General features: G+C 70.4%; 25 protein-coding genes. 18 read left to right on the top strand and 7 right to left on the bottom strand.

Annotation, left to right across the window (positions count from 1 at the left end; all coding sequences use genetic code 11):
- Window positions 1-11: 11 nt before the first annotated feature.
- The 8 genes from ACGFMK_RS10755 (at window position 12) to ACGFMK_RS10720 (ending at window position 7,359) form a co-directional block, all read left to right on the top strand.
- The gene (locus ACGFMK_RS10755; protein WP_392760414.1) at window positions 12-1,013 is read left to right on the top strand and encodes an ABC transporter permease; all 1,002 of its coding nucleotides are present in this window, start codon (window positions 12-14) and stop codon (window positions 1,011-1,013) included.
- The gene (locus ACGFMK_RS10750) at window positions 1,010-1,939 is read left to right on the top strand and encodes an ABC transporter permease (protein WP_392760413.1); all 930 of its coding nucleotides are present in this window, start codon (window positions 1,010-1,012) and stop codon (window positions 1,937-1,939) included. Before ACGFMK_RS10755 ends, ACGFMK_RS10750 begins: the two co-directional genes overlap by 4 nt.
- 6 nt (window positions 1,940-1,945) lie before the next feature.
- Window positions 1,946-2,941 carry an ABC transporter ATP-binding protein gene (locus tag ACGFMK_RS10745; RefSeq protein WP_392760411.1) on the top strand — a complete coding sequence of 332 codons (996 nt, stop codon included), beginning with the start codon at window positions 1,946-1,948 and terminating at the stop codon, window positions 2,939-2,941.
- Window positions 2,938-4,050 (top strand): ABC transporter ATP-binding protein, encoded by a 1,113-nt coding sequence (locus tag ACGFMK_RS10740; protein ID WP_392760409.1) that lies wholly within the window; start codon window positions 2,938-2,940, stop codon window positions 4,048-4,050. Before ACGFMK_RS10745 ends, ACGFMK_RS10740 begins: the two co-directional genes overlap by 4 nt.
- A 64-nt stretch (window positions 4,051-4,114) precedes the next feature.
- Complete coding sequence (locus tag ACGFMK_RS10735; protein WP_392760407.1) at window positions 4,115-4,474, top strand: YciI family protein; 360 nt, start codon at window positions 4,115-4,117, stop codon at window positions 4,472-4,474.
- A complete protein-coding gene (locus ACGFMK_RS10730) occupies window positions 4,471-5,634 on the top strand; it encodes an RNA polymerase sigma factor (protein ID WP_392760405.1) in 1,164 nt (387 codons plus the stop codon). The genes ACGFMK_RS10735 and ACGFMK_RS10730 overlap by 4 nt, the downstream gene beginning before the upstream one ends.
- A 326-nt stretch (window positions 5,635-5,960) precedes the next feature.
- Window positions 5,961-6,602: an SDR family oxidoreductase gene (locus ACGFMK_RS10725; protein ID WP_392760403.1), complete on the top strand. Its 642-nt coding sequence runs from the start codon at window positions 5,961-5,963 to the stop codon at window positions 6,600-6,602.
- 109 nt (window positions 6,603-6,711) lie between these two features.
- Complete coding sequence (locus tag ACGFMK_RS10720; RefSeq protein WP_392760401.1) at window positions 6,712-7,359, top strand: DedA family protein; 648 nt, start codon at window positions 6,712-6,714, stop codon at window positions 7,357-7,359.
- On the opposite strand, the gene ACGFMK_RS10715 is transcribed toward ACGFMK_RS10720, so the two are convergent.
- The gene (locus tag ACGFMK_RS10715; RefSeq protein ID WP_392760399.1) at window positions 7,356-8,264 is read right to left on the bottom strand and encodes an EamA family transporter; all 909 of its coding nucleotides are present in this window, start codon (window positions 8,262-8,264) and stop codon (window positions 7,356-7,358) included. The two genes, ACGFMK_RS10720 and ACGFMK_RS10715, sit on opposite strands and share 4 nt — an antisense overlap.
- Window positions 8,265-8,350: 86 nt before the next feature.
- Here ACGFMK_RS10715 and ACGFMK_RS10710 point away from each other — a divergent pair, with 86 nt between their 5' ends.
- Window positions 8,351-9,256, top strand: a complete 906-nt coding sequence (locus ACGFMK_RS10710; protein ID WP_392760397.1) for a LysR family transcriptional regulator — start codon at window positions 8,351-8,353, stop codon at window positions 9,254-9,256.
- Here ACGFMK_RS10710 and ACGFMK_RS10705 read toward each other — a convergent pair.
- Complete coding sequence (locus ACGFMK_RS10705; protein WP_392760396.1) at window positions 9,241-9,849, bottom strand: TetR/AcrR family transcriptional regulator; 609 nt, start codon at window positions 9,847-9,849, stop codon at window positions 9,241-9,243. The genes ACGFMK_RS10710 and ACGFMK_RS10705 overlap by 16 nt on opposite strands.
- Window positions 9,850-9,907: 58 nt before the next feature.
- Here ACGFMK_RS10705 and ACGFMK_RS10700 point away from each other — a divergent pair, with 58 nt between their 5' ends.
- Window positions 9,908-10,552, top strand: a complete 645-nt coding sequence (locus tag ACGFMK_RS10700; protein ID WP_392760395.1) for a peroxiredoxin-like family protein — start codon at window positions 9,908-9,910, stop codon at window positions 10,550-10,552.
- On the opposite strand, the gene ACGFMK_RS10695 is transcribed toward ACGFMK_RS10700, so the two are convergent.
- The 3 genes from ACGFMK_RS10695 to leuA are packed head-to-tail and all read right to left on the bottom strand — an operon-like array spanning window position 10,539 to window position 13,087.
- Window positions 10,539-11,090 (bottom strand): DedA family protein, encoded by a 552-nt coding sequence (locus ACGFMK_RS10695; protein WP_392760394.1) that lies wholly within the window; start codon window positions 11,088-11,090, stop codon window positions 10,539-10,541. The two genes, ACGFMK_RS10700 and ACGFMK_RS10695, sit on opposite strands and share 14 nt — an antisense overlap.
- Before the next feature lie 7 nt (window positions 11,091-11,097).
- Window positions 11,098-11,313: a hypothetical protein gene (locus ACGFMK_RS10690; RefSeq protein WP_392760392.1), complete on the bottom strand. Its 216-nt coding sequence runs from the start codon at window positions 11,311-11,313 to the stop codon at window positions 11,098-11,100.
- Window positions 11,314-11,323: 10 nt separating this feature from the next.
- Window positions 11,324-13,087, bottom strand: a complete 1,764-nt coding sequence (leuA, locus tag ACGFMK_RS10685) for a 2-isopropylmalate synthase (RefSeq protein ID WP_392760390.1) — start codon at window positions 13,085-13,087, stop codon at window positions 11,324-11,326.
- 236 nt (window positions 13,088-13,323) lie between these two features.
- On the opposite strand from leuA, the gene ACGFMK_RS10680 reads away from it, so the two are divergent.
- Both ACGFMK_RS10680 and ACGFMK_RS10675 read left to right on the top strand, forming a co-directional pair.
- Entirely contained in the window at window positions 13,324-13,695 is a 372-nt protein-coding gene (locus tag ACGFMK_RS10680) for a hypothetical protein (protein ID WP_392760389.1), read from the top strand.
- A 94-nt stretch (window positions 13,696-13,789) separates the two neighbouring features.
- Window positions 13,790-14,494, top strand: coding sequence for a ComEA family DNA-binding protein (locus ACGFMK_RS10675; protein WP_392760388.1), 705 nt, complete (start codon window positions 13,790-13,792; stop codon window positions 14,492-14,494).
- Here ACGFMK_RS10675 and ACGFMK_RS10670 read toward each other — a convergent pair.
- Window positions 14,491-15,081, bottom strand: a complete 591-nt coding sequence (locus ACGFMK_RS10670) for a nitroreductase family protein (protein WP_392760386.1) — start codon at window positions 15,079-15,081, stop codon at window positions 14,491-14,493. The genes ACGFMK_RS10675 and ACGFMK_RS10670 overlap by 4 nt on opposite strands.
- A 229-nt stretch (window positions 15,082-15,310) precedes the next feature.
- Here ACGFMK_RS10670 and ACGFMK_RS10665 point away from each other — a divergent pair, with 229 nt between their 5' ends.
- The 4 genes from ACGFMK_RS10665 (at window position 15,311) to ACGFMK_RS10650 (ending at window position 20,235) form a co-directional block, all read left to right on the top strand.
- Window positions 15,311-16,576 (top strand): aspartate kinase, encoded by a 1,266-nt coding sequence (locus ACGFMK_RS10665; RefSeq protein ID WP_392760384.1) that lies wholly within the window; start codon window positions 15,311-15,313, stop codon window positions 16,574-16,576.
- On the top strand, window positions 16,576-17,613 hold the full coding sequence (locus tag ACGFMK_RS10660) for an aspartate-semialdehyde dehydrogenase (RefSeq protein WP_392760382.1): 1,038 nt from the start codon (window positions 16,576-16,578) through the stop codon (window positions 17,611-17,613). Before ACGFMK_RS10665 ends, ACGFMK_RS10660 begins: the two co-directional genes overlap by 1 nt.
- Before the next feature lie 1,032 nt (window positions 17,614-18,645).
- The gene (locus ACGFMK_RS10655; RefSeq protein ID WP_392760380.1) at window positions 18,646-19,836 is read left to right on the top strand and encodes an RtcB family protein; all 1,191 of its coding nucleotides are present in this window, start codon (window positions 18,646-18,648) and stop codon (window positions 19,834-19,836) included.
- An 18-nt stretch (window positions 19,837-19,854) separates the two neighbouring features.
- Window positions 19,855-20,235: a hypothetical protein gene (locus tag ACGFMK_RS10650; RefSeq protein ID WP_392760379.1), complete on the top strand. Its 381-nt coding sequence runs from the start codon at window positions 19,855-19,857 to the stop codon at window positions 20,233-20,235.
- Here the strand turns inward: ACGFMK_RS10650 and ACGFMK_RS10645 are convergent, their stop codons facing one another.
- A complete protein-coding gene (locus ACGFMK_RS10645) occupies window positions 20,236-21,381 on the bottom strand; it encodes an MFS transporter (protein ID WP_392760540.1) in 1,146 nt (381 codons plus the stop codon). It lies immediately after the preceding gene.
- 174 nt (window positions 21,382-21,555) lie between these two features.
- On the opposite strand from ACGFMK_RS10645, the gene ACGFMK_RS10640 reads away from it, so the two are divergent.
- Together ACGFMK_RS10640 and ACGFMK_RS10635 are read left to right on the top strand one after the other, a co-directional pair.
- Window positions 21,556-23,082, top strand: a complete 1,527-nt coding sequence (locus ACGFMK_RS10640; RefSeq protein ID WP_392760377.1) for a DHA2 family efflux MFS transporter permease subunit — start codon at window positions 21,556-21,558, stop codon at window positions 23,080-23,082.
- Window positions 23,063-23,659 carry a TetR family transcriptional regulator gene (locus ACGFMK_RS10635; RefSeq protein WP_392760375.1) on the top strand — a complete coding sequence of 199 codons (597 nt, stop codon included), beginning with the start codon at window positions 23,063-23,065 and terminating at the stop codon, window positions 23,657-23,659. Before ACGFMK_RS10640 ends, ACGFMK_RS10635 begins: the two co-directional genes overlap by 20 nt.
- Window positions 23,660-23,664 lie beyond the last annotated feature (5 nt).

Genomic DNA, 23,664 nt, shown 5'->3' with positions numbered 1-23,664 from the left:
AAGGACTGCACGTGTTCCGTTTTCTCGTGCGTCGGTTGCTACAAGCGATTCCGACGCTCTTCATCCTGTCCATCCTGATCTTCGCCTGGCTCCGGTCCCTGCCCGGTGGCCCCGCCGCCGCCCTGCTGGGCGACAAGGCGACGCCGGAGAAGATCGCCAACCTCAACCACGTACTCGGGCTCGATCAGCCGATCTTCCTGCAGTACTTCGGGTTCCTCGGCCGGGCGTTCACCGGCGACTTCGGCAACTCGCTGGTGTCGACCCAGCCCGTCATGGGCGAGATCGTCACCTTCCTGCCGGCGACCATCGAGCTCGGTCTCTCCGCGATGATCATCGCGGTCGTCATCGGCATCCCGGCCGGTTACCTGTCCGCGCGGTTCCGCGGCGGCCCGGTCGACAACGTGATCATCGTGCTGAGCCTCATCGGCGTCGCGGTGCCGGTGTTCTTCCTCGGCTACATGATGCAGGACCTGCTGGCCTCTCCGCTGGGCCTGCCGTCGCAGGGCCGCCAGGCCGCGGGTCTCGACGCCACGGCCATCACGAACTTCGCCATTCTCGACGGCATCATGACGGGTGAGTGGGACGCCGTCTGGGACGCGATCAAGCACCTGATCCTCCCGGCGTTCGCGCTCGCCACCATCCCGCTCGCGGTGATCACCCGGATCACCCGCGCTTCGGTGCTGGACGTCCTGAACGAGGACTTCATCCGCACGGCCAACTCCAAGGGCCTGACCCAGTCGGTGGTGCGCCGCCGGCACGTCCTGCGCAACGGCCTGCTGCCGGTGGTCACCACCATCGGCCTGCAGACCGGTGCCCTGCTCGGCGGCGCGGTGCTGACCGAGCGGGTGTTCAACTTCCGCGGCCTGGGCTTCCTGCTGGCCGAGGGGATCGAACGGCGTGACTACCCCCGGCTGCAGGCACTCCTGCTGTTCGGCGCGGTGGTGTACGTGCTGGTGAACATGCTGGTCGACGTCTCGTACGGGATCATCGACCCGAGGGTGCGTGTGCGATGAACACTCTGCTGAACAAGAAGAAGGAACCGATCGACAAGCTCGCCGCGGCGAGCGGGCGCAGCCTCGGCGGGGAAGCCCTCCGCCGGATGCTGCGCAGCCCGGTCGCGATCACCGGTGGCGCCATCACCGGCCTGTTCCTGCTCCTGGCCATCTTCGCGCCGCTGCTGGCCCCCAAGGACCCGCTCGACCGCGCGTTGCAGGACCAGGTCCAGCTGGGCCGGGGCATCATCCCCGGTTCGATGCCGGGCTACCCCCTCGGGGTGGACGACTTCGGCCGTGACTTCCTGTCCCGGCTCATCGTCGGCGCCCAGCAGACGCTGCTCGTCGGCGTGCTGGCCACGGTGATCGGCGTCCTCATCGGCGTGATCATCGGCGGGGTCGCGGGCGCGTTCGGCGGCTGGGTCGACACCGTCCTCATGCGACTCGTCGACGTCATGCTGTCGTTCCCCTCGCTGCTGCTGGCCATCTCGATCGCGGCGCTGTTCGCGAAGCCGAGCCAGTGGACGGTCATCCTGGCCGTGTCGATGGTCGGCGTGCCGATCTTCGCCCGGCTGCTGCGCGGCTCGATGCTGGTGCAGCGCGACGCCGACCACGTGCTGGCGGCGACGTCGCTGGGCGTGAAACGCGGGGCGATCGTGTTCCGGCACATGCTGCCGAACTCGCTCGGCCCGGTCATCGTGCAGGCGACGCTGACCCTGGCGACGTCCATCCTGGAGGCCGCGGCGCTGTCGTTCCTCGGTCTGGGCGACCCGGACCCGTCTCGCGCGGAGTGGGGGCTGATGCTGGGCAAGGCCTCGCGCCAGTTCCTCGACATCCGCCCGGAGCTCGCGTACTACCCGGCGATCGCGATCATCATCGTGGCGCTCGGGTTCACGCTGCTCGGCGAGTCCCTCCGTGAAGCCCTCGACCCGAAGAACAGGCGGTGAGAACCCATGGCACTCCTTGAAGTCCGTGACCTGACGGTCGACTTCGTCCGCCGTGGCGAGCGCTCGTTCACCGCGGTGGACGGGGTCAGTTTCGACGTCGAACCGGGCCAGACCGTCGGCCTGGTCGGCGAGTCCGGCTGCGGCAAGTCCGTGACGTCGCTGGCGATCATGCGGCTGCTGGCCCGGCGCGGCAACAAGGTCAGCGGTTCGGTGCGCTTCGAAGGCACCGACCTGCTGACGCTGTCCGACCGCGAGATGCGCGACCGCCGCGGCCGCGACCTCGGCATGGTGTTCCAGGACCCGCTGTCCTCGCTGAACCCGGTCATCCCGATCGGGCTGCAGATCACCGAGGTGCTGGAGCGCCACCGCGGGATGTCCCGCAAGGCGGCGACCGTCGAAGCGACGGACCTGCTGGACAAGGTCGGCATCCCGGACCCGGCCCGGCGGCTTTCCGAGTACCCGCACCAGCTTTCCGGCGGGATGCGGCAGCGCGCGCTGATCGCGATCGCGCTGGCGTGCCGGCCGCGGCTGCTCATCGCCGACGAGCCGACCACCGCGCTGGACGTCACCATCCAGGCGCAGATCCTGGCACTGCTGCGGGAACTGGTGCAGGACACCGGAACCGCGCTGATCATGATCACGCACGACCTCGGCGTCGTCGCCGGGCTGTGCGACGAGGTCAACGTGCTCTACGGCGGCAAGATCGTCGAGCGGGCGGAGCGGCACCAGCTGTTCGGCGCGCCGCGGCACCCGTACACGCACGGCCTGCTGGCCTCGATCCCGCGGCTCGACGCGGGGCGCGGCGAGAAGCTGGTCCCCATCCGGGGTTCGGTGGCCGACAACATCCCGTGGGACGGCGGTTGCGCGTTCGCGCCCCGCTGCCCCAACGCGCTGCCGGTCTGCCGCGAGGTCTCGCCGCAGCTGGTGCCCGACCACGGCGGGCTGCTGCGCTGTCACAACCCCGTGCGGCCGACGGTCGTGGCGGGAGGAGGGGCCCGATGAACCAGCCTGCTGGTGACGTGCTGCTCGAGGTCACCGACCTCAAGGTGCACTTCCCGATCAAGAGCGGCGTCGTGTTCGACCGGACGGTCGGGCACGTGTTCGCGGTCGACGGCGTCGACCTGGCCATCCGCCGCGGGGAGACCTACGGCCTGGTGGGCGAGTCCGGCTGCGGCAAGTCCACGCTCGGCCGGGCGATCCTGCGGCTCAACGAGCCGACGTCGGGTTCGGTGAAGTTCGACGGCACCGACGTCGCGAAGCTCAAGGGAGAAGAGCTGCGGAAGGCCCGGCGCCGGATGCAGATGATCTTCCAGGACCCGATGTCCAGTTTGGACCCGCGGCAGTCGGTCGAGTCGATCCTGGTCGAGGGCATGCACGCGCACGGCCTCGACCAGGACAAAGAATCGACACAGCGCCGCCTCCGTTCGCTGCTGGCCGCGGTCGGCCTCCCGGAGACGTCGCTGCGGAAGTACCCGCACGAGTTCTCGGGCGGGCAGCGCCAGCGCATCGGCATCGCGCGGGCGCTGGCGGTGGAGCCGGACCTGATCGTCGCGGACGAGCCGGTGTCGGCGCTCGACGTCTCGGTGCAGGCCCAGGTGGTCAACCTGCTGGAGGACCTGCAGGACCAGCTCGGCCTGACGTACGTGGTGATCGCGCACGACCTCGCGGTGGTGCGCCACATCTCCGACCGCATCGGCGTGATGTACCTCGGTGCGCTGGTCGAGGAGACGGACGCTGACTCGCTCTACCGCGACCCGCTGCACCCGTACACGCGGGCGCTGCTCTCGGCGATCCCGGTCCCGGACCCGCAGGTGGAGGACACGCGTGAGCAGATCCTGCTCGCGGGCGACCTCCCGTCACCGGCGAACCCGCCGTCGGGCTGCCGCTTCCACACGCGCTGCCCGTGGAAGCAGGCGAGCCTGTGCGACACGGACCGCCCGCAGCTGCGGGAAATCGGCGCCGGCCACCGGGTGGCGTGCCACTACGCGGAGGACATCCGCGACGGGCGCATCCAGCCGCACGAGGTGAAGGCGGAACTGGTGGAACTGAGCGGGGCCCTGAACCCCGACCTGGGTCCGCCGGACGTCGGCACCTCCGCCGAGATCCTTTGATCCAAGGATGAAAGGCCCCTCCGGGTACGTCCCGGAGGGGCCTTTCCCGTATCATCCTTCGCTGGTGAAATACGTGGTCCTGATCTACGGCAACCCTGCGTCGCGCGCCGCGTGGGAAGGGATGAGCGACGAGCAGCGGGCGGCCGGCCTCGCCTGCTACCGGCAGCTGAACGACGACCTCGACGCGTCCGGCGAGCGGATCGTCTCCGAGCGGCTCGCCTTCCCGGAGTCGACGAAGCAGGTCAGCGTCGGCGACACCGGCCCGATGACGACCGACGGGCCCTTCGCCGAGGCGAAGGAGTTCCTCGCCGGCTTCTACCTGCTCGACTGCGCGAGCTTCGAGCGCGCGGTGGAGATCGCCGGGCGGATCCCGGAGGCATCGTTCGGTGTGGTGGAGGTGCGGCCGGTGATGGGCCTGTCGTGACCGGCGACCTCCTCCGTGAGCTGGCGCCGCAGGTCCTCACCGCGCTGGTCCGGCGCTACGGCGACTTCGACGCCTGCGAGGACGCCGTTCAGGAGGCGCTGCTGGCGGCGTCGTTGCTATGGCCGGTCGAAGGTGTGCCTGAGCACCCGAAGGGGTGGCTGATCACCACGGCGTCCCGGCGCCGGATCGAGCAGTGGCGCAGCGAGACGGCCCGCCAACGCCGTGAGGAGGCGGTGGCGTCGGCCCCGCCACCGGAGCCGGCCTCGGGCGTCGACGACACGCTGACGTTGCTGCTGCTCTGCTGCCACCCGTCGCTGACCCGGCCGTCCCAGGTGGCGCTGACGCTGCGTGCGGTCGGCGGCCTGACGACGGCGGAGATCGCCCGCGCGTTCCTCGTCCCGGAAGCGACGATCGGCCAGCGCATCAGCCGTGCGAAGCGCGCCCTTCGAGGTGAGCGGTTCCTTCCGTCCCAGGACCCGGACCGCCTGGCCGCGGTCCTGCAGGTGCTGTACCTGATCTTCACCGAGGGCCACACGGCGAGTTCGGGCGACGAGCTGAACCGCGTCGAGCTGACCACGGAAGCGATCCGCCTGGTCCGCCAGCTGCCACCGGGCGGCGAGGTGACGGGCCTGCTGGCGCTGATGCTCCTGACGGAGGCCCGACGCCCGGCCCGCGTCGACGAGTCCGGTGCCTTGGTCCCGCTGGCTGAGCAGGACCGTTCCCGCTGGAACGCCGGGTTGATCGCGGAGGGCGTCTCCCTGATCACGACCGCGCTGTCGACGTCCCCGGTCGGCCCGTACCAGCTGCAGGCGGCGATCGCGGCGGTCCACGACGAGGCTGTCTCCGCGGACGAGACGGACTGGGCGGAGATTCTCACGTTGTACGACCTCCTGCGGGTGGTGGCGCCGGGCCCGATGGTGACGCTGAACCGGGTGGTGGCGTTTGCCCAGGTCCACGGCCCTCAGGCGGGCTTGGCGGAGCTGGCCGAGGCCGGGTTGGCGCCCCACCACCGAGTGGAGGCGGTTCGGGCTCATTTGCTGGAGCTTTCGGGGGATCTCGCCGGGGCGCGAGAGGCGTACCTGGCGGCGGCGCTGGGGACGTTGAGCCTGCCGGAGCAGGCTTACCTGCGGTCCAGGGCAGCCAGGCTGAGCAGCTCCTGACCGCCGTCCCGCTCGCCACCGCGCTCCGCTGCCGGCACCAGTTGGCGTGGTGCCATCCCGGCCTGCGGACGGTCACGGACGCTCGAAAGGTGTGGCCCCCTGCCGCCCCCACACAGACCGGCCCCCGCCCTCCCTGGGGGGCGTCCCACGTCCAGTCTACCGGCCACCCCCGACGAAACCCGCTGATCAGCGCCGTTGTCCCCAGGTTGTCCACATGGGGACCACTCCTGTGGACAACCCTGGGCTTACGAGCCAAGGCAAGCCAAAGGCAGCCGAATACCGCAGCGAGACGGCGCGGCGGCCCGGCCTGCGGGAGGATCGGACCCATGCAGGTCACCGTGCTGGGCGCGTCGGGGCGGACCGGGTTTCACGTTGCGCGGCTGCTGGCCGCCAACGGCCACACCGTGCGGGCCGGGCTGCGCAGCCGTCGGCGGGCCGAAGTCCTGCAGGACCTCGACGTCCAGCCGGTGGTGGCCGACGTCACCGCCGATCCGGAGGATCTCGTCGAAGCCTTCCGCGGCTCCGAGGTCGTCATCAGCGCCATCGGGGCGCCGGATCCGGAGCCCGCTTCGGTGAACCTCGTGGACCGGGACGGGGCCGCCACCGCCATCCGGGCCGCCGAGAAGGCCGGGGTCGCCCGGTACGTCCAGCTCTCCGCGCAGTTCGCCGACAGCCCCGACCAGGGCGACCGGCTCGTGCGGTCGATCCTGCTCGCCAAGCAGATCTCCGACATCACCCTGCAGAAGTCCGCGCTGACCTGGACCATCGTCCGGCCCGGCACGCTCACCGACGGGCCCGCCACCGGGCGGGTCAAGGTCGCCGGGCACCTCGAACCCGGGCGGATCACCCGGCAGGACGTCGCCGCCGTGCTGGTCGGGGTGCTTCAGGAGCCGCTCACCGAAAACCAGGGGTTCGACGTCGTTTCCGGGGAATTCCCGGTGGGGTCGGCGCTCGCCGCACTCGGCTGAAAAACGCTACTTGAGTCGTACCCGGTGGGATACCTGAGTTGGGCTCGCCGTGCGGACCGCCCCCGGTACTCTGCGGTGACAGACGACCGAGTACCAGGGGGTACGAGCAGTGCACGTCGACCAATGGCTGGAGGCGATCCCGCCGCTCTCGGTGTACCTGATCGTCGGCGCGGTGATCATGATCGAGAGCCTCGGAATCCCGCTACCGGGTGAAATCGTGCTGGTCAGCGCCGCGTTGCTGGCGTCGCAGCACAGCAACCTCAACCCGCTGTGGATCGGCGTCCTGGCCAGCGCCGGCGCGATCGTCGGCGACAGCATCGGTTATCTGATCGGGAAAACCGGCGGTCAACGGCTGTTTGCCTGGGCGGGCCGGAAATTCCCGAAGCATTTCGGCCCGACGCACATCGCCAACGCGGAACGCATCTTCAACAAACGCGGCATGTGGGCCGTGTTCCTCGGCCGCTTCATCGCGTTCCTGCGGATCCTCGCCGGCCCGCTCGCCGGGTCGCTGAGGATGCACTACCCGAAGTTCCTGATCGCCAACGCGCTCGGCGGCATCGTCTGGGCCGGCGGCACCACCGCGCTCGTCTACTACCTCGGCGTGGTCGCGGAAAAGTGGCTCGGCAACTTCTCCAAGTACGGCCTGGTCGCCGCGATCGTCATCGGCGTCGTCGTCTTCTTCGTCATGAAGAAGCGCTTGGGCAAGAACCACGAGGGCGAAGAAGAGTCGCCCAAGCAGGAAGAACCGGCCGCCTAGGCCGGGACTTCCTCCGGCAGCAGCTCCGGGTCGGGCTTGCGCGCCGACCGGAGCGAGCCGAGGAGCACGCCGCCGATCACGACCACCGCGGCGGCGATCTCCAGGCCGGTCGGCCGCTCGCCGAGGATCAGGAACGACGCCGTCAGCCCGACCACCGGCACCAGCAGCGAGAACGGCGAGACGACACCCGCCGGGTTGCGGCGCATCAGGGTCGTCCAGATGCCGGACCCGACGATCGTGCCGAACAGCACGACGTAGGCCAGCCCACCGAGCGCGGTCAGGCCGGTGGGCGTGCCCAGCGTCGTCAGCGAGTGCCACTGCGCGGCCGGGCCCTCCATGACCAGCGACAGCGCGAACATCGGCAGCGGCGGCACCACCGACATCCACAGCGTGAAGTGCAGCGGGTTGTCCGGCTCCGCCCGTCGCGTGCTCAGGTTGCCGAACGCCCAGCTCAGCGCGGCCAGCACGGTGAGCACCATCGGCAGCAGCGCGGCGTTGCCGGCCTGCTGCCACGCGATCGCCGTCATCCCGGCGACGGCCAGCAGGATCCCGGCCAGCTGCCGCGGTGTGACGCGTTCCCGCAGGAAGACGGCGCCGAGCAGCACCGTGAACGGCGCCGACGCCTGCAGCACCAGGGAGGCGAGCCCGGTCGGCATCCCGGTGTTCATCGCGATGAACAGGAACGCGAACTGCCCGGTGCCGAACCCGAGCCCGTAGCCGAGCAGGTACCGCACCTTCACCTTCGGCCACGGCACGAACAGGATCGTCGGGACGGCGATCACGGCGAACCGCAGCGCTCCGGCGAACACCGGCGGGAACTGCCCGAGCGCCGCGTGGATGGCCAGGAAGTTGAGCCCCCACAGGACGGCGACGAACACGGCCAGCAGGCGATCGCGGGAGGACATGCCTCCACTCTGACAAGGCCGACCGTGAAGGACCAGCGAGAATATCTGCAGGAATCTTGTAGCTGCGCTTCAAGTACGCTGACGTCGTGGATCTGGGTCGCCTGCGCACGCTGCGGGAGTTCGCCGACCGCGGGAGCGTGACGGCCGCCGCGCGGGCGCTGCACTGCACGCCGTCCGCGGTGTCGCAGCAGTTGCGCGCCCTGCAGGGTGAGGTCGGTCTACCGCTCACCGAACCGGCCGGCCGCGGCCTGCGGCTGACCGACGCCGGCCGCGCGCTGGTCGCCCGGGCCGACGAGGTGCTGGCCGCGCTGGAACGCGCCGAGTCCGAACTGGACACCTACCGCAGCGCGCCGCGCGGGCGGGTGCGGGTCGCGATCTTCCAGTCGGCCGGGCTGATGCTGCTGCCGGGCCTGCTGACCCGCGTCGCCGGTCACGACGGCCTGGAGATCGACGTCCGGGACGTCGACATGACACCCCCGGAGGTGCCCGGCCTGGTCGCGGACTACGACGTCGTCGTGGCGCACCGCGACGAGCACGCGCCGGAGTTCGACCAGGACCGCCTCGACGTCGTCCCGCTGCTGCGTGAACCGCTCGACGTCGCGCTCCCGGCCGGGCACCGGCTGGCGAACCGGCGCCGCGTCGAGCTGCCGGAACTGGCGGACGAACGCTGGATCAGCGTCGACTTCGGCTTTCCGGTGGACGACGTGCTGCGCTCGCTGACCGTCCGCACCGGCGTCCGGCCGGTGGTGGTGCAGCGGATCAACGACTTCCGGATCACCGAACGGCTGGTCGCGGCCGGGCACGGCATCGCGCTGCTGCCGCGGTACACGATGGACACCCGTCGCGGCAGCGGCCTGGTCGGCCGTCCGCTGGCGGGAATCCGCGCGGCCCGGCTGGTGGAGGCGGTCTGCCGCACGGGCGCGCTGCAGCGCCCGGCCGTGGCCCAGGTGATCGAGGACCTGCGCGCGGAGGTCGCTCAGCTCACGGCGTGAGCGCGCAGGTGGGCGACGGCGATGTGCAGTGCGTCCTCCAGGGCCGTCAGGTCGCCGCGGATGTGGGCGAGCAGCAGGCCACCCTGGACGCACACCATCGCGGCCTGGGCCAGCCGCGACGGGTCGGCGTCGGCCGCGAGTTCGCCCTGGTCCCGTAACCGTTCGAGGCCGCGGGTCAGGTGGGACTCCCACGTCCGGTAGGCCTGGTCGAGCAGCGGCCGCACCTTCGGGTCGTCGCCGAGTTCGCCGGCCAGGTTGCCGAGCGGGCACGGGATCGGCGCCCCGGCGCGACGCTGGAGGTCGAGGAACTGCTCGGCCCACGCGTCGAAATCAGCCCACGACGCCAGCGTGAAGATCGCTGGCTGGTTGTCGAGGATCTGCGTCAGGTACCGGTCGATCACGGCCTCGACCAGCTGGTCCTTGTTCTTGAAGTAGTGGTACATCTGCGATTTCCCGGCCCCGCTCGCGGCGAGCACCTTGTCGACGCTCGTGCCCGCGACGCCGTTGACGTACATCAGCTCCGCCGCCGCGTCGACGATCGCGTCGCGGGTCCGCCGGCCACGCGGGGTCGTGGCGGCTGCTTGCGTCTCCATGTACTGAATAGTACAGTCAGCCGCACTGTACCGATCAGTACAACGAACGGGGACCGAAGTGGGGAACGATCTGAAGAGCGGGCTGGAAGCCGCCAAGGACCACGGCCGGGCGGCGCTTCCGCCGGCGGTGTTCGAGGTCTTCGAGGCCGACATGGCGCGCGCGGCCGACGAGACGAAGTTCGCCGAGGCCGGCGTCACGGTCGACGACTTCGCCCTGCCGGGGGCGGACGGTGAGACCGTCAGCCTGGGGCAGCTGGTCGCGGACGGGCCCGCGGTACTCGTGTTCTACCGCGGCCAGTGGTGCCCGTTCTGCAACCTGACGTTGCGGACGTATCAGCAGGAAGTCGTCCCCGAGCTGGCGAAGCTCGGCGCGACGCTGGCCGCGATCAGCCCGCAGACCGCGGACGGCTCACTGTCCACACGGGAGAAGAACGAGCTCGGCTTCGCCGTGCTCTCCGACGTCGGGAACGTCGTCTCGCGGCAGCTCGGGCTGGCGTTCCGGGTGTCGGACGTCGTCCGGGAGGCGATGAGCTCGATCGGCACGGACCTGGGCCAGGTCAACGGCACCGGCGAATGGGAGCTGGTGTACCCGGCGGTGGTCGTGGTCGACCGGGACCGCACGATCCGGTACGTCGACGTCCACCCGGACTACACGACGCGTACCGAGCCTTCGCAGATTCTCGAGGCCGTCAAATCGCTTTAGCTCCGCGCTTCACGCTGTAGGTGATCACCGAACCCAGGACCAGGGCGACGCCGAGGGAGAGCAGCATGCTGATCCCGGGTTCGGTGATGATCTGGCCGCCCGCGTAGCCGAGGAAGGCCACGTAGGACGTCCAGAGCGTGACGCCGACGGCCGACGCGGTGAAGAACTCCGCCATCGGCCACCGGAGGGAGCCGGCGAGGAGCGCGCCGACCGTGCCGCCCGAGGGCAGCCAGCGGGCGGCCACCAGCACCGGGCGCGGGTGGCGCTGCAGCCGCCCGTCCAGCCAGCCGATGCCGGCGGCGATCTTCTTGCGCCGGCTCAGCCGGTCCAGCGCCGCCCGGCCACCGAACCGGCCGAGGGCGTAGAGCGCCTGGTCCGAGACCAGGCACCCGGCCGTGGCCACGGCGATCACCAGCGCCAGCGACGTCCCGCCCTGTGCCGCCGCGACGCCCATGCCGAGGAGCGTCACCTCGGTGGGCAGCAAGGGCACCAGCGAGACGACGAACAGCACCAGCAAGCCGGCCGTAGTCGCGTCCACACCTCCATTAACCGCCCGCCTGCCCCGGATGAATCCCGATCACCGGGGACTCACAGGAACCCGACAGCTCTTCCACAGACTGGGTGACGATCGCCGCCGGGATACGGGGTAACCGTGCGGGCATGGACCCTTTGCCGGGAAGGTCGCCCTGGTCGCGGGCCTGACCCCAGAAATCCGTGAAGGCCACCTTGAGGGACATGGAGTCCCTCAAGGTGGCCTTCACGGCAGTTCGGCTACCGGTTGGCGCGGTTGACCGCCGAGACGACGGCGCGCAGCGACGCCGTGACGATCGACGGGTCCACGCCGATGCCCCAGAACACGCGGTCCGAGATCGCGCACTCGATGTACGACGCGGCGCGCGCGTCGTCACCCGGCGAGAGCGTGTGCTCGGAGTAGTCCAGCAGGCGCAGGTCGAAGCCCACCGTCGACAGCGCGTCGAAGAACGCCGCGATCGGGCCGTTGCCGCGGCCGGTCACCTCGTGTTCGTCACCTTCGACGCGGACGGTCGCGGTGATGTCGTACTCACCGTCGCCGTTGTCGCGGACGTGCTGGCGGACCAGCTCCAGCGGCGTCTTCAGCTCCAGGTACTCGGCCGCGAACGCGTTCCACATCGTCGCCGGGTCGACCTCGCCGCCCTCGGTGTCGGTGTAGCGCTGGATGACCTTCGAGAACTCGATCTGCAGGCGCCGCGGCAGGTCGAGCTGGTGCTCGGCCTTCATGATGTAGGCGACGCCGCCCTTGCCGGACTGCGAGTTCACCCGGATCACGGCTTCGTACGTACGGCCGACGTCCTTCGGGTCGATCGGCAGGTACGGGACCTCCCACGGGTACTCGTCGATCGGCACGCCCTGCTTGTCGGCGGCGTCCTTCAGCGCGTCCAGGCCCTTGTTGATCGCGTCCTGGTGCGAGCCCGAGAAGGCCGTGAACACCAGGTCGCCACCCCACGGCGAGCGCTCGGGCACCGGCAGCTGGTTGCAGTACTCGACGGTCCGCTTGATCTCGTCCATGTCCGAGAAGTCGATCTGCGGGTCGATGCCCTGGCTGTAGAGGTTCATGCCCAGCGCGACCAGGTCGACGTTGCCGGTGCGCTCGCCGTTGCCGAACAGGCAGCCTTCGATCCGGTCCGCGCCGGCCTGGTAACCCAGCTCGGCGGCGGCGATGCCGGTGCCGCGGTCGTTGTGCGGGTGCAGCGACAGGATCACCGAGTCGCGGCGGGCCAGGTTGCGGCTCATCCACTCGATCGAGTCGGCGTAGACGTTCGGCGTCGCCATCTCGACGGTCGCCGGCAGGTTCAGGATCACCGGCTTCTCCGGCGTCGGCTGCCAGATCTCGGTGACGGCGTCGCACACCTCGAGCGCGTACGACAGCTCGGTGCCGGTGTAGGACTCCGGCGAGTACTGGAAGCGGAAGTCGGTGTCGGGCTGCTTTTCGGCCAGCTCGACGACCATCTCCGCGGCCTGCGTCGCGATCTTCTTGATGCCTTCGCGCTCCTCGCGGAACACGACGCGGCGCTGCAGGATCGACGTCGAGTTGTAGATGTGGACGATCGCGCGCGGCGCCCCTTCGAGGGACTTGAAGGTCCGCTCGATCAGCTCGGGACGGCACTGGGTCAGCACCTGGATGCTGACGTCGTCCGGGATGGCGCCTTCGTCGATGATCTCGCGGACGAAGTCGAAGTCGGTCTGCGAAGCCGCCGGGAAGCCGACCTCGATCTCCTTGTAGCCCATGCGTACGAGCAGGTCGAAGAACTTGCGCTTGCGCGCGGGCGACATCGGGTCGATCAGGGCCTGGTTGCCGTCCCGCAGGTCGACGGCGCACCACAGCGGCGCGCGGTCGATGCGCTTGGCCGGCCAGGTGCGGTCGGGCAGGTCGATGTTCTCGACGACGTCGTACCAGGGGCGGTAGCGGTGCACCGGCATGGACGTGCCGCGCTGGGTGTTCCAGACGGGCTGGTCAGCGGGCGCGGGACGAGAGGGTTTGCGAATGCGCGAACTCATGAAAGGGGTGTCTCCAGCTCGACGGGTGCGACCGGCACCACGAAGCCCCGCGACGGGGAGCCGGTCCGGTCAGGCCCCGTCGCGGCAGCGAAGCAGGAGAGCACGCGCCACGACCACACCATAACCATCGAGCGCGGCCGGAGGGAAGTGAGGTCGCGATCCAACCGTTACGTGGGATCGTCCATCCGTGTTACCAGCGGGTAGCAATCGGCCCAGCCCCGTGCGAAACTGCGGGCATGGCTGAACACGCAGAGTCGTCGGAGGAGACGGAGACGAAGATCTCCCGCCGGGCTCCCGTCGACTGGCGCCGTGCCGGGGGCAAGGTGTCCAACGCGGTGGCGTCGATCGTCCGCTGGGTGGGCTTGGTCTTCGCCGCGATCCTGGTGATCCACGTGATCTTCACGGTCGGCTCGGCCAACCCGGACAACGGCATCGTCTCGTTCGTCCACTCCTGGGCGGACGGTCTCGCGTTGGGCTTCAGCGACCTGTTCACCCCGAGCGACGCCAAGCTGCGGGTGCTGGTGAACTACGGCATCGCGGCGATCTTCTGGCTCGTGGTTTCGGGAATCCTGGCCAAGGTGATCCGCCGGGTGGGCGGCTCTTCCTGATTTCGTGGTGATCACGATCGGTTGACCCGGAGCCCGGCCCCGTAACGCAGTGTCGATGCCGGGCGACATCAGCACGCCGGAAGGGGTGCTGATCATGTCCGTTTCACAGCCTGTCGCGACATCGCCGAGTGCGGTCGCCCGCCTCGGGAGCCGCTGGTACTTCGTCGTCACGATCGTTTCGTTCGGCTTCTTCGCGTGGGTGCCGTTCGTGCACGCCGCCCTGCGGCTGGGCCGGAAGTCGCTCTACGTTCGCGCGGTGGCCTTCGGGGCGGCGGCCGCGCTCGTCGGCGTGCTGTTGTCGCTGGCGCCCACGGACGCTGCGGGCAAGGTGGTCGGCACGACCGGGAACCTGCTCACCTCACTCGCCTTGATCGTGGCCTTGGCCGCGGTCGCGGTCGCCTGCGTCCAGCAGTCCAAGCTGCGCCGCGAAATCCTGCGCCACGTTCCCGGTGAGCGTCTCGACGGCCCCGACCCGGCCCTCGCCGCCGCGCTGGCCGCACGGGATCGTCGCACCGAGGCGCGGAAGCTCGCCACCAAAGACCCGCTCATCGCGCGCGACCTCCGGATCGGCCGTCCCGATCTCCCGCGGAACTACGACGACGGTGGACTTGTCGACCTCAACAACGCGCCGGCGAACGTGATTGCGTCGGTTTGCGGGCTTGATGCCGACACCGCCGCCGCCATCGTCGACATCAGGGCAACCGTCGGCGGGTTCGCCGCGGTCGACGACGTCGGCGCCGTGGTGCCGTTCGGGACGCTGGACCGCATCCGCGACCGGGCCGTGGTCCTGCCGGTCTAAAGCGCCGGGTTGCCCCACTTGTCGGTGAAGGCGAACTCCTCCAGCGGGATCCGCACCCGGTCCGCCTTCTCGCGCTCGATGCGCCAGTCCTCCTCCAGCACGTCCGGGTGGGCCGGCGACCCGACCGCGATCGCCACCTTCGGCACCGCGTCCGCGGGCAGCGAGAACGACGCACTGACGTCGGGAGCCGAGAAGCCCGCCATCTGGTGGGCGATCAGCCCCAGCTCCACCGCCTGCAGCACCAGGTTCTCCGAAGCCAGCCCCAGGCCGTACTCGGCGTAGGGCACCGAGCCCTTCTCGTTCGTCGTCACCATCACGCCGATCAGCAGGAGGCCCGCCCGGCCCGCCCACGCCTGGTTGCCCGAGTTGAGCGTCGCCAGGATCGCGTCGAACGCCGGTGTGCCGCGGACGCCCACCAGGTAGCGGGCCGGCTGGGTGTTGCCGAACGACGGCGCCCAGCGGGCCGCCTCCAGCAGGGCCCGCACCTGGTCGGGGGACACCGTCGCCGACGCGTCGTAGGCTCGGGGGCTCCAGCGTTCCGCCATCAGGGACGCGATCGGGACGCTCGTCACAGCTGGTTTGCGCACGATCAACACGTTACCGATGAGTGCGCTGCATCACTCGGAAGGAAGGGCTCCGTGCATTTCGTTGGTGTTACGGAAGATTTACTTCCGCGTCGCCGACATTCGCACCCCGCCCCACGTCGAGAGGGTGGCGGGGCGCTGAAGCCCCGGTAGGCTCCTCTTCAAACATGGGACGCGGGGGCTCCTCGGTGCCCACCAGGGAGCAGACCCGGCCCGTCGAGGAGGTTCGGGCGTGGCCCTCGTGGTCCAGAAGTACGGCGGATCGTCGCTGGAAAGTGCCGACCGGATCAAGCGTGTCGCGGAACGGATCGTCGCCACCAAGAAGGCGGGCAACGACGTCGTCGTCGTCTGCTCGGCGATGGGTGACACCACCGACGAGCTGCTCGACCTGGCGCAGCAGGTCAACCCGGCGCCGCCGGAGCGGGAGATGGACATGCTGCTCACCGCGGGTGAGCGCATCTCGAACTCGCTGGTCGCCATGGCCATCGCCGCCCAGGGTGCCGAGGCGTGGTCGTTCACCGGTTCGCAGGCCGGCGTCGTCACGACGTCGGTGCACGGGAACGCGCGCATCATCGACGTCACGCCGAGCCGCGTCACGGAGGCCCTCGAGCAGGGTTACGTCGCGCTGGTGGCGGGCTTCCAGGGCGTCGCGCAGGACACCAAGGACATCACCACGCTGGGCCGCGGCGGGTCGGACACCACCGCCGTCGCGCTGGCCGCCGCGCTCAACGCCGACGTCTGCGAGATCTACTCCGATGTGGACGGTGTGTACTCCGCCGACCCGCGGATCGTGCCGGACGCGCGCAAGCTCGACACCATCCCCTACGAGGAGATGCTGGAGCTGGCCGCCAGCGGGTCGAAGATCCTGCACCTGCGGTCGGTCGAGTACGCGCGCCGCTACGGCGTCCCGATCCGTGTCCGTTCTTCCTACAGTGACAAGCCGGGCACCACCGTGGCCGGTTCAATCGAGGAGATCCCCGTGGAACAAGCGCTGATCACCGGTGTGGCACACGACCGCTCCGAGGCCAAGATCACGGTCACCGGGGTGCCGGACACCGCCGGTGCGGCGGCCCGGATCTTCCGCGTGATCGCCGACGCCGAGATCGACATCGACATGGTGCTGCAGAACGTGTCCAGCACCGTCTCCGGCCGCACGGACATCACGTTCACGCTGTCGAAGGCCAACGGCGCCAAGGCCGTCAAGGAGCTCGAGAAGGTCAAGGCCGAGATCGGTTTCGAGTCGGTGCTCTACGACGACCACGTCGGCAAGGTCTCGCTGGTCGGCGCCGGGATGCGGTCGCACCCGGGTGTCACGGCCACCTTCTGCGAGGCGCTGGCCCAGGCGGGTGTCAACATCGAAATCATCAACACCTCGGAGATCCGCATCTCGGTGCTCATCCGCGACGCGCAGCTCGACGAGGCCGTGCGCGCCATCCACGCCGCGTTCGAGCTCGGCGGCGACGAGGAAGCCGTGGTCTACGCGGGGAGTGGTCGCTGATGGCGGAGGGACTGCGGGTCGGGGTGGTCGGCGCGACCGGCCAGGTCGGCGCGGTGATGCGCAAGCTGCTGGCGGAGCGGGAGTTCCCGATCGCCGAGCTCCGGTACTTCGCTTCGTCACGCTCGGCGGGGTCGAAACTTCCTTGGCGTGACAGCGAAATCACGATCGAAGACGCGTCCACGGCGGATCCGTCCGGTTTGGACATCGCGCTGTTCTCCGCGGGCGGGTCGACGTCCAAGGCGCAGGCGCCCCGGTTCGCCGACGCCGGTGTCACGGTGATCGACAACTCCTCGGCGTTCCGGATGGACCCGGACGTGCCGCTGGTCGTCAGCGAGGTCAACCCGGAGGCCATCAAGGAGGCGCGGAAGGGGATCATCGCGAACCCCAACTGCACCACGATGGCCGCGATGCCGGTGCTGAAGCCGCTGCACGACGAGGCCGGCCTGGTCCGGCTGGTCGCGTCGACCTACCAGGCGGTGTCCGGCAGCGGGCTGGCCGGCGTGGACGAGCTGGCCGGCCAGGTGAAGGCCGGCGCCGAGCACGCGTCGCTGCTCACCCACGACGGCGCGGCGATCGAGTTCCCCGCGCCGAACAAGTACGTCCGCCCGATCGCGTTCAACGTCCTCCCGATGGCTGGGTCCATTGTGGACGACGGCGAGCTCGAAACGGACGAGGAGAAGAAGTTCCGCAACGAGAGCCGCAAGATCCTGAGCATTCCGGGGCTGGGCGTGTCCTGCACCTGCGTGCGGGTCCCGGTGTTCTCGGGGCACTCGATCTCGGTCAACGCGGAGTTCGCGCAGCCGCTGACCGTCGAACGGGCGACGCAGCTGCTGGCGCACGCCCCCGGCGTCGAGCTGTCCGACATCCCGACCCCGCTGCAGGCGGCGGGCAACGACCCGAGTTACGTCGGCCGCATCCGCGTCGACCAGGGTGTCGAGGGCGGCCGCGGTCTCGCGCTGTTCATCGCGAACGACAACCTGCGCAAGGGCGCCGCGCTCAACGCCGTGCAGATCGCGGAGCTGATCGCGCAGCAGTAGGCCCGACGACGTCGAAGGCCCCCTCGGCTCGAGGGGGCCTTCACGCGTCCCGGGCGGCTTTCCGGCACGCCTGGGCGCGCAACGCCGGGCTTCGCGGATCGCTTGACGTCGGTGTCGAAGTTCCAGACGTAACCGCCGGCGTGGCCGCCGAGCCGCCGGAACTGGGCAACGGCTTCGTCGGGGCGACCGTTGTGGTGCAGCGCGTAAACGGCGTAACCGCGGTCTTCCCGGGTAGCGGGGGTGCTCGGCGCCTTCGCCGTCGAGCCAGGGCAGGGCCGTTTCGAGGGCCTCCTGGACGTACCGGCTACGCCAGATCGGGTTGCCCTCCATGGCCGTTTCGAAGGCCGCGTGCAGAGGCAGTGGCGTCAGCGACGGCGCGAGAGCCGCGGCTCCGGCGGCGAAGTCGAGCAGGCGCTCTTCGGTGCCGTGCCACTTCGGGCACCAGTACTGCAGGGCGCGGTTGTGGCCGAGGCGGTGGGCAGGCGCGCGGACGAGCAGCCCCGACCAGATCCCGTCGAAGGGCTGGTACCGGACTTCGAGCCCCTTGCAGACGGTGACGAGGGTCGCCCAGGGGGTCGGATCCGTTCCGGCGAGTTCGGCCGCCCGCCAGGCGGCGGCTTCGGCGTACTCCAGTAGCGGTGCGCACTGCTGACGAGTGGCGGCCCTGCCCCGCCGTTGCCAGGCCAGGCCGACGAACGTTTCCGCCTGGACGACGGCGGCTTCGGGATCGTCTTCCCGCTCGGCGCAGCAGCCACTGGCGTTCTGTGGTGGCCGTGCGTGGTTGAGCCCGGCGCGATCAGCGCACCGCCAGTTGTCCACAATCGCAGCCCGCTGTGGACACCCCGACGCCCGACGCCCGCGCAGCGGCTTTTCGTCGGCAGCCACCGATAGGCTGGACAAGGGCACGCCCCCCAGGGAGGGTGGGGAGCTGCCCGGGCGGCTTCCTCCACAGTGGACGATCGGAAATCGCCTTGTCCGATTCCCGGCCAAGAGGGATCCTAAGCCTCACAATCAGTTCCAGGGGAGGAAATCATGTACACCGCTGTCGACGGCGCGCGCGTCCCGATCCGGATGTGGGCGGACCCCGCGTCCGTCGAAGACCAGGCCATGCGGCAGCTGCACAACGTCGCCAACCTGCCGTGGGTGCACGGGGTCGCCGTGATGCCCGACGTGCACTACGGCAAGGGTGCGACCGTCGGCAGCGTCATCGCGATGCGCGACGCCGTTTCGCCCGCCGCGGTCGGCGTCGACATCGGCTGCGGGATGAGCGCTGTGCGGACGTCGCTGACCGCCGCCGACCTGCCCGACGACCTCGGGAAGCTGCGCCGGCGCATCGAAAACGCCGTGCCCGTCGGGTTCGGGCTGCATAAGACGCCCGTGAACCCGGCGAAGGTGCACGGTGTCGGCGGCTGGGACGCGTTCTGGAAGGGCTTCGGCGAGCTGCACACCGGCGTCCAGGAGCTGCACGACCGGGCCGCGCGCCAGATCGGGAGCCTCGGCGGCGGCAACCACTTCATCGAGGTCTGCCTCGAGCAGGGTGGCGCCGATGAGGGCCGCGTCTGGCTGATGCTGCACTCGGGTTCGCGCAACATCGGCAAGGAGCTCGCGGAGCGGCACATGGCCGTGGCGCGCAAGCTGCCGCACAACGCCGACCTGCCCGACCGGGACCTCGCGGTGTTCGTCGCGGGGACGCCGGAGATGGAGGCCTACCGGCGCGACCTGTTCTGGGCGCAGGACTACGCGGCGCGCAACCGCGCCACGATGGTCGCGCTCGTGAAGCTGGCGCTGGCGGACGTCGTGCCGGGCACGACCTTCGACGACGCGATCTCGTGCCACCACAACTACGTCGCCGAAGAGACCTACGACGGCGTCGAGCTGCTCGTCACCCGCAAGGGCGCGATCCGCGCCGGCTCGGGTGACCTCGGGATCATCCCGGGCAGCATGGGGACCGGTTCGTACATCGTGCGCGGGCTCGGCAACGAGTCGTCGTTCCAGTCGGCGTCGCACGGCGCCGGCCGCCGGATGTCGCGGACCAAGGCGAAGAAGCTGTACACCGCGGACGACCTGGCGGAGCAGACGGCGGGCGTCGAGTGCCGCAAGGACACCGGCGTCGTCGACGAGATCCCGGCGGCGTACAAGGACATCGACACGGTCATCAAGGCCCAGACGGACCTGGTCGAGGTCGTCGCCCACCTCAAGCAGGTGGTCTGCGTCAAGGGCTGACGCGGTACCTTGGGTGATATGACCAGTCGGGGGAGGACGGCCGCGCTGCTGGCCGGGATCGCACTGCTGCTGAGCGGGTGCGACCAGGTGAGCAGCGCGGTCGACCAGGGGAGCAAGACCGCGGACAAGGTCGGCGCGTGCGCCGAGGCGCTCGGGCTCGCGGACCTGAATCCACTCGTCGACCCGCAGAAGCTCAAGGAGCGGGCCGAGGACAAGGAGCGGCGGCTGCGCGAGCTGGCCGGGAACGTCTCCGACCAGGACGTCAAGAACGCGCTCCTCGGCATGGCCGACTCCTACGTCGAGGTGCAGAAGGAACGCATCGAGGACGCCGGTGTCGTGGCCAGGTGGGCGAAGCGCAACGTCGCCAAGCTCGACGCGCTGCGCGCCGCCTGCGGCTAGCTATCGGGGGGTTTCGGCCAACGCCGGCACCGGTGCCGGCTCAGGCGTCCGCCGGCGTCGCCACCGGATCAGCCCGCCGGACGCGACCACCAGGCCGCCGAGGCCGGCCGCCGCGAAGCCCCAGGCCGGGCTCGAGTGGTCGATCGCGAAGCCGACCACCGGGCTGCCCACCGCGAGCCCGAGCCGGGTGAACGAGTCCATCAGCCCCATCGCCTCGCCGCGCACCCGCGGCGGCGCGATCCGGCTGACCGTCTCGGTGGTCGCGGCCAGCGTGGGTGCGCAGAGCAGGTTCGTCGGGATCAGGACCAGCGTCAGCAGCCACCACGGCTGTTCGGCGAGCCCCACGGGCACCACCAAGAGCGCGAGCAGCAGCATCAGCACGCCTTGGGGCAGCGAGCGCTTCACCGAGCCGTGCACGATGCCGCCGGCGATCGACGCGGCGCACATCACCGCGATGACCAGGCCGGTGACGCCGATGTCGCCGTGGGCGCGCAGGCTCGCGAGCGTCGCCAGTTCGGTGCCGACGAGCACGAACAACGCGCCCGCGGCGACCATCAGCGTGCCCACCAGCCGGCCGGTCAGCCAGCTGCGCAGCGGCGGCCGGGCCTCGGCCATCCCCGGCTCGACGGCGTCGCGGATCGGCGGGTTCACCAGCCAGATCAGGAACGCCGTGCCCCCGAACAGCACACCGAGCGCGCTGAGCGTCCACGTCGGCGAGAACGCGGTGATCGCCGCGATCCCGGCCGCGGGGCCGATCATGAACGTCGCCTCGATCGAGATGGTGTCGAGCGAGTACGCCGCGCGGCGCTCCTCGACCGGGACGAGCGTGGCCAGGACCTGCCGGGCCAGCGAGCCCGCGGGCACCGAGAGCATCCCGGCCGGGACGGCGACCGCGGCGAGCGCTTCGAACGGCAGGTGCGGTGCGGCGATCCAGAACACCGTGGTGCCGATGCCGCAGACGGCGACGACCGGGCGCAGCCCGTACTTGTCGAAAGCGCGGCCGAGCAGCGGCGCGCCGAGGGCCATCCCGAGGGTGACGCCGGCGCCGACCAGGCCGGCGGCGCCGTAACCGCGGCCGAGGCCGGTGACGACGTACAGCGTCATCAGCACGCCGTTCATGGTCATCGGCAGCCGGGCCAGGAACATCAGGGTCATCGTCGAGGGGACGCGGGGGACGGAGAGCACCCGGCGGTAGGGCTGCAGCGGCACCCCCCGATGAGAACCCAAGGTGGTACGCGCGTGCAACTTATTTCCGGCCCTGGTGCCCGAACATTTTGAGAGCTACTCTCATTTGGTAGTAACTATCAAGTGGGGGTCACTATGAATCAGCTGTATCCGCGCAGGTGGTGGGCGCTCGGAGCGCTCGCGGTGAGCCTGCTGACCGTCGGCCTGGACCTGACCGTGCTGAACGTGGCGGTGCCGACGCTCGCCGTCGACCTCGGCGCCACGACCACGCAGCTGCAGTGGTTCGGCAACGCCTACACGCTGGCGCTGGCGGCGCTGCTGCTGCCCGCCGGCCTGCTCGGCGACCGGTTCGGCCCGAAGAAGCTGCTGCTCGGCGCGCTCGCGGTGTTCGGCCTGGCGTCGCTGTGGTGCGCCTACGCGACTTCGCCGGGCGAGCTGATCGCCGCCCGGGTCGTGCTCGGCGTCGGCGCCGCGTTCCTGATCCCGCTGTCGCTCTCGCTGCTGAACGTCCTGTTCCCGCCGGAGGAGCGGGCGAAGGCGCTGACGACGTGGGTGATGGCGACGTTCGTCGGCATCCCGCTCGGCCCGCTGCTCGGCGGCTGGCTGCTCGACCACTTCGCCTGGGGCTCGGTGTTCCTGATCAACGTCCCGCTGACCGTCGTCGGCCTGGTCGCGGTGCTCTTCCTGGTGCCGCTGACCCGTGGTTCCGGCGCGGGCGCGATCGACTACGCCGGCATCGCGCTGTCGGCGGCCGGGCTCGTCGCGCTCACCTACGGCTTCGTCTACGCGGGTGAGCACGGCTGGGCCGACCCGATGACGTACGGGCTGGTCGCGCTCGGTGCCGCGCTGCTCGCGGTGTTCTGGTGGGAGCAGACGCGGGTGGCCGCGCCGCTCGCCGACCTCGCGCTGTTCCGGGAGCCGCGGTTCGTCTGGGGCGCGGTGCTCGCCACCGTCGCGTCGTTCGCGTTGATGGGCCTGCTGTTCGTGCTGCCGCAGCTGTTCCAGGCGGTGCAGGGCGCCGACGCGCTGCAGACCGGGCTGCGGCTGCTGCCGCTGATCGGCGGGATGCTGGTCTCGGCGAAGATCGCCGAACGGCTGGTCACCGTGTTCAGCGTCCGAGTCGTCGTCACGGCCGGGTTCCTGCTGCTCGCGGCCGGTCTGGGCTGGGGTTCGACGACGTCGGCCGCGTCCGGCTACGGCCTGACCCTCGGCTGGGAGATCGTCATCGGCCTCGGCACCGGGTGCACGCTGCCGCCGCTGATGTCGATGGCGATGGGTGCGCTCACCGAAGGCCGCTCGGGGGCCGGCTCGGCGCTCATCCAGGTGTTGCGTCAGATCGGCGGCACCATCGGCGTGGCGGTGCTGGGCACGGTCCTCAACGGCGTCTACCGCGCCGGTGTCGCGGTCCAGGGCCTGCCGGGGCCGGTGGCCGACGCCGCGCGGGGCAGCGCGTCCGGCGCGGTCGCCGTCGCCGGGAAGCTCCACCTGCCCGCCCTGGCCGACTCCGCGCGGGCCGCGTTCGCCGACGGCATGGCGGCGACGCTGTGGGTCTGCGCCGGGCTCGGTGTCGCCGGTGCCGTCCTGGCGGTGCTGTTCCTGCCCGGGCGCGCGGTCGCCGGGACCGAGCCGCGAGAATCGGAGCATGACGTCGTCGCCGGCTGAGCCCCAGGGGTTGCGAGAACGGAAGAAGGCCAGGACGCGTGCCGCGATCCAGCGGCACGCGTTGCGGCTGTTCCGCGAGCAGGGATACGCGGCCACGACGGTGGACCAGATCGCGGCCGCCGCGGAGATCTCGCCGAGCACCTTCTTCCGGTACTTCCCGACGAAGGAGGCGACGGTCCTCTACGACGCCCTCGACCCGCTGATGGTCGAGGCCGCGCTGGCCCAGCCGCCCGAGCTGAGCCTGATGGGAGCGCTCCGGGCGACGCTGCGCGAGGTCTACGAGCGGATGCCGGAGGAGGCCTGGCAGGACGAGCGCGAGCGGCAGCTGCTGGTGTTCAACGAGCCGGAGCTGCGCGCCCCGATGCTGGATCAGTACGGCGACGGCATCGACCTGCTCGCCGACCTCGCCGCCCGGCGCGTCGGCCGGTCCGCGACCGACTTCGAGGTGCGCAACTGGGCGGGCGCGGTCGTCGGCGTCGTGCTCGCGGCGTTCTACACCGCCGGCGGCGACCCGGACCGTCTCCTGCACTCCCTCGACGACGCCTTCGCCCATTTGGAGGCGGGCCTTCCACTTTGAGGGGG

The sequence above is a fragment of the Amycolatopsis sp. NPDC049252 genome (assembly GCF_043197175.1).
Classification (GTDB): domain Bacteria; phylum Actinomycetota; class Actinomycetes; order Mycobacteriales; family Pseudonocardiaceae; genus Amycolatopsis.
Note: the sequence above shows the minus strand (reverse complement) of the source record. Positions and strands in the feature narration are given on the sequence as shown.